Origin of the sequence: Kitasatospora sp. NPDC056651 (assembly GCF_042792155.1) — a bacterium.
Taxonomy (GTDB): Bacteria; Actinomycetota; Actinomycetes; order Streptomycetales; family Streptomycetaceae; genus Kitasatospora.
On record NZ_JBHTWX010000187.1, the window covers coordinates 1 to 7,499 of the forward strand.

The 7,499-nt window shown below is 76.8% G+C and carries 5 protein-coding genes and 1 pseudogene; 2 read left to right on the top strand and 4 right to left on the bottom strand.

Going from position 1 to position 7,499, the window contains the following annotated elements; translation table 11 throughout:
* Positions 1-109 precede the first annotated feature (109 nt).
* Positions 110-2,926, bottom strand: a complete 2,817-nt coding sequence (locus ACFRAR_RS37610) for a toxin glutamine deamidase domain-containing protein (RefSeq protein WP_380704765.1) — start codon at positions 2,924-2,926, stop codon at positions 110-112.
* A 26-nt stretch (positions 2,927-2,952) separates the two neighbouring features.
* Positions 2,953-3,447, bottom strand: a complete 495-nt coding sequence (locus ACFRAR_RS37615) for a hypothetical protein (protein WP_380704767.1) — start codon at positions 3,445-3,447, stop codon at positions 2,953-2,955.
* 270 nt (positions 3,448-3,717) lie between these two features.
* Between ACFRAR_RS37615 and ACFRAR_RS37620 the strand changes: the two genes are divergently transcribed.
* Positions 3,718-4,548, top strand: a complete 831-nt coding sequence (locus ACFRAR_RS37620; protein ID WP_380704775.1) for a hypothetical protein — start codon at positions 3,718-3,720, stop codon at positions 4,546-4,548.
* Between the two features lie 23 nt (positions 4,549-4,571).
* On the opposite strand, the gene ACFRAR_RS37625 is transcribed toward ACFRAR_RS37620, so the two are convergent.
* Positions 4,572-5,741, bottom strand: a complete 1,170-nt coding sequence (locus ACFRAR_RS37625; protein WP_380704770.1) for an NADH-quinone oxidoreductase subunit D — start codon at positions 5,739-5,741, stop codon at positions 4,572-4,574.
* Between the two features lie 31 nt (positions 5,742-5,772).
* Positions 5,773-6,771 (bottom strand): SAM-dependent methyltransferase, encoded by a 999-nt coding sequence (locus ACFRAR_RS37630; RefSeq protein WP_380704773.1) that lies wholly within the window; start codon positions 6,769-6,771, stop codon positions 5,773-5,775.
* 158 nt (positions 6,772-6,929) lie between these two features.
* Between ACFRAR_RS37630 and ACFRAR_RS37635 the strand changes: the two are divergent.
* Positions 6,930-7,499: pseudogene (locus ACFRAR_RS37635) on the top strand (sensor histidine kinase); the annotation flags it as partial.

A 7,499-nucleotide genomic window follows, 5' to 3' on the forward strand; every position in this document is an offset into this window, starting at 1 on the left:
CCGGCGGCGGGCCGGGGGGGGGGGGCCCGGGGCCCCCGGGCGCCCGGGCGGTGCGGGGGGCCCCCGGCCGGCGCCCGGGGGGCGGGCCCCACTCCCCCCGCGCAGGGGGTCATGCGGCCGGGGTGAGGTCGAGGGGGCGCCCCTCGGGGGTGAGGGCGATGGCCCAGAGGCCGTGGGCGGCGGGGTGGAGTGGAGCGGCGGACTGGCGGGCGAGCTGGTGGTCGAGGTAGGTGACGGTGTCCTGGTGGTTGACGGCGTTCCAGGCGTGCGGACGCCCGTAGGCGTCGAGGGTCAGGAGCACCGCCTGGGAGCCGTGGCCGGCGCGGCGGAGGTCGTCGGCGAGGCGGTCGAAGGCCGGGCCGCCGTCGCCCAGGTCCCGGAAGGGCGCGCCGAGTTCACGCTCGGCGCGGTCGCGGCCGCCGCGTTCGCCGGCGTCGCCCTCGGTGGGAACGCGCGGGGCCGCGCAGGTCGGGCGGCCGGTGTAGCACTCGACCGCCGAGAGGGCGATCTCCAGGCTGTTGTTGGCCCGGCCCGGTTCGCGGTACCCGCCATCGTTGACCGCCTCCGCCCAGCCGCCGACGGCAGGGTCGGGGTGGCGGGCGGGCAGGCCGCCCTCGTCCCGGGGCACCCGGCGTTCCAGCTCTGCCTGGTGCTCCGGGTCGACCGGCGCGAGCCCGCCCGGCAGGCCGTACGGACGGCTGTCGGCGATGCTGCGCAGCCTGGCCGCCGGATCGTCCGGCTGGGCTCCGCGCCGTGCCCGCAGCGCGAGTTGGAGGGCCATCGCGTGGGCGGTCGCGACCGGGACCGCGCCCCAGGCGAGGGTCGGGTCGGCGGGGCCCGCCGCGGTCTCCCTTCGCCGGGGCTCCGCCGGGTGCGCCTCGGGCCGGCCGATCACCGGGGCGGTGCCGACGATCGGCGGTGCGGCCGGAGGCGGCGGGGCGCCGTGGACCGGCGGCGGTCCGACGACCGGCGACGGCGCGGCACCGGCCGGGGTCCGGACTGCCGGCGCCCCGCTGACCGGACCACCACCGCCAGGACCACCGCCCACGACACCACCGGCCCCGACACCACCGACCCCGGCCCCCGCTCCGGCCCCGACACCGCTTCCGAACGGCGCCGCGACGTTCACGGGCCCCGCCCCGGCGCCCGCCAGCGGCCCGGGCCCGACGCCCCCGACCGGACCGGCCGCCTGGTACCCGCCGCCGTACCCCGGCGTGCCGAACTGCCCGGGCACCCCGACCGGCCGGACCGTCACCGGAGCCTCCGGCGCCGGGCCGTGCGCGGGAGCGCCGGCGGACGGCGCGGAGACGACGGGCGCGGCGGGCGCGGCGGGCGCCGCCGGAGCACTCACCGAGTCCGTCCGCACGGTCACCGATCCCCCGCCACCACCGCGGGAGGAGGACGCGGCAGCCGCGGGCGCCTGGAGCGGGTAGTCCCCGTCCGACCAGCCCGCCGCCCCACCGCCCTGGCGGACCGGCGCGGCGACGGACCGCACCGGCGCCCCGTCGTCCCGCACCGGCGGCGTCCGGCCACCGCCACCGTCACCACCGCCTCCGCCCGCCGCCTTGTGCGACACCGGCGAGCCCCCGGCGGGCGCGTACGAGGCCGCGTACGAGGCCCCGGACGTCACCGCCCCCGACGCCACCGCCCCCGGCCCCGCACCTCCCGGCGCACTCGCCGCGACGGCCGCCTCCGGCCCGCCGGCGGCCGCCCCCGGGTCCGCCACCGCGACCGACGCCACCGTCACCACGCCCGGCGTCCTCGGATCACCCGGCCCGGCGGCCGTCACCCCGTCGGCCGTCACCCCCGCGGCCGGCCGGTCGGTGTCCGGCCCCTCCGCCCCCGGCGTCAACCCGCCGAGCGGCACCCCGCGAACGGCCCTGCCCGCCTCGTCGGTGAGCACCGGCCGGCCGTGCTCGTCCAGCCGGACGGCCAGGTCCGCCACCCCGACCACCGGCTTGCCGTCCGGCCCCGGGACGACCAGCAGCCCCGAGGCGTCGGCGACCGGCGTGCCGTCGGCGCGGAGGATGACCGGCCGCCCGTCCGGGCCGAGGACGGGCGCGCCGTGCTCGTCCACCTTGACCGCCAGCCCCGGCACGCCGACCAGCTGCCTGCCGTCCTTCCCGGCGAGCAGCACCAGCCCGGAGCCGTCCGCGCGGAGCACGCCCGGTTCGCCGAGGGCCGCGGGCAGCCCGGCGGCGAGCGGGTCGAACGCGCCGGTGCGGTACGAGGCGGCGGTGACCCGCGTCCCCCGCGCGGTGCCGAGCTTCAGCAGGGCGACGGCGGCCGGTTCCTTGAGCACCCCGGCCAGCGCGTCCTTCATGGCGCGGCCGAGCTCGGCGAGCAGTCCGCCGATCTTCAGCCCGGCGGCCTCGACGGCGACGGCCGCCATACCCGCCGCGACCTGCTCGGTGGCGGCGTTCTTCACCTTCGACGCGAAGCCGCCGACGGCCTTCTCCAGCCCGCCGACCACTCCGCTGTCCGCCCGCCCGGTGTCGGCCGCCGCGGCGACCCGGCCGGCCTCCTCCCTGGCCCTGGCCGCCAGCTCCTCGGCCTGCTGGAGGTCGGCGGCCAGCTGCCGCAGGGTCGCGATGATCTCGGCCTTGCAGGTGTCCACGGCCCGCGCGGCCGTGTCGAAGGCCCCGGCGACCAGCCCGACCGCGCCGTGCGCGTCGTCCAGGTGCCCCTTGCCGCCGCCGCTGAAGCCCTGCCAGTACGCGCCGAAGGCCTCGACCGCGTGGCCGGAGTTGTCGGCGGTGACGCGCCGGACGGACTCGCCGCAGCGGCGGGTGAGCCGGTCGGCCTCCTGCCCGAACCCGCGCCAGACGCCGGCCGCCTTGCGCAGCCCCTCCTCGTCGGCCTGCGGCCACTGCCGGCCGGTGCGGGCCAGCACCGGGACCAGTTCCTCGGGCAGTTTCCGGGACACGCGTTTCCCCCTTCGAGCCGGGTCCGTCAGACCGACGTGTCCTCGGGGACGACGGGCGCCGCCCCCGGGGTTGCCGACGGCGGCGAGGAGAGCGGCGGCGAGGGGACCGGCACCGAGGAGGCCCCCGGCACGCCCGGCACGCCCGGCGCGCCCGGCAGGTCCGGGGCCCCCGGTGCCGCCGTCGCCCCGAACCCCTTCGCCGCCGAGGTGTCCGCGTCCGCCGTCCGGGCGGCCATCGTGTGCAGCCCGGCCCCGACCCCGGTCACCCGGTCGGCCAACCCCCGCAGACCGTCGACGAGTTCGCCGCGCGCCGGACCGTACACGGCGGCGAAGCCGCTGCCCGGCTGGTCCGTCCCCCAAGGGGTGCCGAGGGCGGCGAGGCCCTGCTCCAGGGCGGTGACGGCCTTCACCAGCTCGCCGCCGACCTTCTCGAACTCCCGCCCCTCGCCGTGCAGTTCCCACGGCTTGAGGACGAACTCCCCCTCCGCGGGGCCGGACGCCCCGGTGCTGCCGCCTGCCATCCCCGTACCTCCCCGTAGCGAACCGGCCGCCATCCTAGGCAGCCCCCGGGCAGCTCCCGGGCGGGCCCCGGGCAGCCCCCGCACGGCCCGACGGACCTCTTCACCCCGCCTTCACCCGGCCCGGTTCCCGACGCCACGGCCCCCGGCAGCCGTCCCGCACCGCGCCACCGCACCCGGAAGCTCTACCCTTGCCGGGTGGCACCAGCAGAAACGTCCCAGAAGAAGGCCAAGGCGAAGCCCGAGGCCTCCCCCGCCCCCATCGACCTCGCGATGCCGACCCTGCGCCGCGAGATCCCGCGCGACGAGGTCCCGCTCGACTTCCCCCGCGCCTGGGTCGAGTTCGCCGACCCCGCCGACGAGGAGCAGGTCTTCCGCTGCGACCTCACCTGGCTGACCTCCCGCTGGTCCTGCGTCTTCGGCCAGGGCTGCCACGGCATCCGCGAGGGCCGTGGCGAGTCGGACGGCTGCTGCACGCTGGGCGCCCACTACTCGGACGAGGACGACGAGAAGCGCGTCCGCTCCCACGCGGCCCGGCTGACCCCCGAGCTGTGGGAGAACTTCGCCGAGGGCACCGACGCCAAGGGCCGGATCGTCGCCGACGGCGGCATCACCATGCTGGACGAGGACGGCGACCGCCAGACCCGCCGGGTCGACGGCGCCTGCATCTTCGTGAACAGCCCGGGCTTCGCGGGCGGCGCCGGCTGCGCCCTGCACGCGCTCGCGCTCAAGGAGGGCCGCGAGCCGCTGGAGACCAAGCCGGACGTCTGCTGGCAGCTGCCGATCCGCCGCACCTACGACTGGATCGACCGCCCCGACGACACCCGCTACCTCCAGGTCTCGATCGGCGAGTACGACCGCCGCGGCTGGGGCCCGGGCGGCCATGACCTGCACTGGTGGTGCACCGGCGCCCCGGCGGCCCACCAGGGCGCGGAGCCGGTGTACGTCAGCTACCGCCCCGAGCTCACCGAGCTGATGGGCAGGGCCGGCTACGAGGTGCTGGCCCGGCTCTGCGAGGAGCGGATCGCCACCAAGGGCGACCGCAAGGTGGCCCCGCACCCGGCCGACCCCGGCAAGAAGGCGCAGAAGGCCAAGAAGGCCTGACCGGCCCCACCCCCCGACCGGTCCTACTTGTCGATGTCGCCGACCACGAAGAACATCGACCCGAGGATCGCCACCATGTCCGCGACCAGCGTCCCCGGCAGCAGCTCGGTCAGCGCCTGGATGTTGTTGAAGGACGCCGAGCGCAGCTTGAGCCGCCACGGCGTCTTGTCGCCGCGCGAGACCAGGTAGTAGCCGTTGATCCCGAGCGGGTTCTCGGTCCACGCGTAGGTGCTGCCCTCGGGCGCCTTGAGCACCTTGGGCAGCCGCTGGTTGACCGGGCCGGGCGGCAGCTCGGCGAGCTTGTCGAGGCAGGCGTCGGCGAGGTCCAGCGAGTTGAGGGTCTGCTCCAGCAGGCACTCGAAGCGGGCCAGGCAGTCGCCCTCCTCGCGGGTGACCACGGTGAGCACCCGGCGCAGCTCCTCGGTGCCGTACGCGAGGTAGGGCTCGTCGCGGCGCAGGTCGAGGTCGAGGCCGCTGGCCCGGGCGATCGGGCCGCTGACGCCGTACGCCTCGGCCTGCGCCCGGGTGAGGGCGCCGACGCCGGCGGTGCGGGCGCGGAAGATCTCGTTGCCGAGGACGAGGTCCTCGAAGACCGGCAGCTGGGAGCGCACGGTGGCGACGGCGGCGCGGACCCGGCCGAGCCAGCCCGCCGGGAGGTCCTCCTTGAGGCCGCCGACCCGGTTGAACATGTAGTGCATCCGGCCGCCGGAGGCCTCCTCCAGCACGTGCTGGAGGTCCTCGCGGCTGTTGAAGGCGTGGAAGACCGGGGTGATCCCGCCCAGCTCCAGCGGGTACGAGCCGAGGAACATCAGGTGGTTGAGCACCCGGTTGAGCTCGGCGAGCAGGGTGCGGACCCACACCGCCCGCTCCGGGACCTCCATGCCGAGCATCCGCTCGACGGCCATCACGACGCCGAGCTCGTTGGAGAAGGCGGAGAGCCAGTCGTGCCGGTTCGCCAGCATGATGATCTGCCGGTAGTCGCGGGCCTCGAACAGCTTCTCCGCGCCCCGGTGCATGTAGCCGATCACCGGCTCGGCACTGACGATGCGCTCGCCGTCGAGCACCAGCCGCAGCCGCAGCACGCCGTGCGTGGCCGGGTGCTGCGGGCCGATGTTGAGCACCATGTCGGTGGTGCCCGCCGTGCCGCTGAAGTTCTCGGCTCCCGCTCCGATGCCGACCGTGGTCTCCCTCATGGCCCCAGAGTCTGCCATCCCGGCAGGTCCGTCAGGCTCCCAGCCCTTCGAAGATCTCAAGGGGCGGCATGCGGACGGTCTGCGCCAGCCACCCGAAGGCTCCCAGCCCGCCCGGGTCGGTCAGCTCGGCCCCCTCGCCCGCGCCGCTCAGCGCCCGCAGGTACCCGGCCGGGTCGCTGGAGGCGAGCGCGAGCGCCGGGCGGGCACCGCTCACGCCGAGCGCGCGCAGTGCCTCCCGCTGCGTCGTCCACAGGCTGTGGACACCGGGCACCGCGATCGAGTCCAGGGCCACGTGCGCGGTGACGTCGCAGGAGCCGTCCGGCACGGGCATGACCTCCCGGCCGTCCCGGAACCCGGTGAACGTCCCGAACGGCGGCCGCCGGTCCGCCGTGTGCCCGTAGTCGACGGCGACGGCCAGCCCGCGCTCCAGCCCGGCCACCGCCCGTGCCCAGGCGGCGTCCCGGGGGCCGCCGAACTCCACGCGGTCCCCGGGCCGTCCGACCGGCCACCAGCGGGCGGCCCAGGCCGCGTCGGCCGCCGAGACCGGCTCGCCGGGACGCTCCTCACCGGTCGCCGTGTCCACCTCGACGTAGCGCAGCACCCCGTCCTCGTCCACCTCCCCGGCGTCCAGCGGCACGTTGTCCAGCCACTCGTTGGCGAACAGCAGCCCGGTGACGCCGCGCGGCGGCTCGTCCGTCCACAGGACTGTGGACGGAAGGCCGGCGGGCCGGCCGGCGATCTCCACGCCGTACGGGCGCAGCCGCGCCAGCACCCGCGCGGGCAGCTCGGCCAGGACGCCGACGAGCAGCTCCCCCCGCCCGGCCCCGACGTCGACCAGGGCCAGCTCCTCCGGACGGCCGAGGGCCTCGTCAACCTCCAGCAGCAGCCGGGCCACCGCGCGGGCGAACCCGGGCGAGGCGTGCACCGAGGTGCGGAAGTGCCCGGCCGGGCCCTCCGGCCTGCGGTAGAAGCCCCGCGCGGGGTCGTACAGGGCCTGTTCCACGGCCGGCGCCCACCGCATCCACGTCATGGGGCGGGACGCTACCCGGCCGCGGAGACCCCTCCCAACCGGAACCCTCCTCCGGTTCGGCCCTCCCGGGCGGGTAGGGGGCTCTCCGACCTACGGAGTAGGACGGATCGCCCTACCGGCGGACATGGGCATGCGAAGCGACTGCCTACGCTGGACACGTGCATCGACTCAACGCCTGGCTCCGCCGCCACCCCCTGGTGGTCGACTCCGCCTGGGCGGCGATCGTGCTGTTCGTCGGCCTGGTGCCGGACGACGGCTCCGTCGAAGACGGCTGGCGCCTGAAGGTCTCGATCCTGATCGCGGTGCTGCTGCCGCTGCTGATGGTCTTCCGGCGCCGCCACCCCGACCTCACGGTGGCCGCCGCGATCGGCGTCGGCGTCGGACAGGTGGCCGCGGACGTCTCCCCGGGCGGCTCCGCGATCGCCTACCTGGTCTTCGCCTACACCGGCGCCGCCTTCGGCCGGAAGTGGACCTCCTGGACGGCGCTGGCGGCCGGCCTGTCCGCCGGACCGCTGGTCTTCTGGCAGGCGGAGCCGGTGCGGACGGTCATCGACGCGGCGGGCGACGCCCACACCCGCCCGTACGGCATCGGCGAGGCGACGTTCCTCACCCTGATGATGAGCACGCCCTTCATCCTCTGCTGGGCCTGGGGCCGACTCACCAGGGTCCGCCGCGCCTACCTCACCGAACTCGAGGACCGCGCCGCCCGACTCGAACGCGAACGCGAC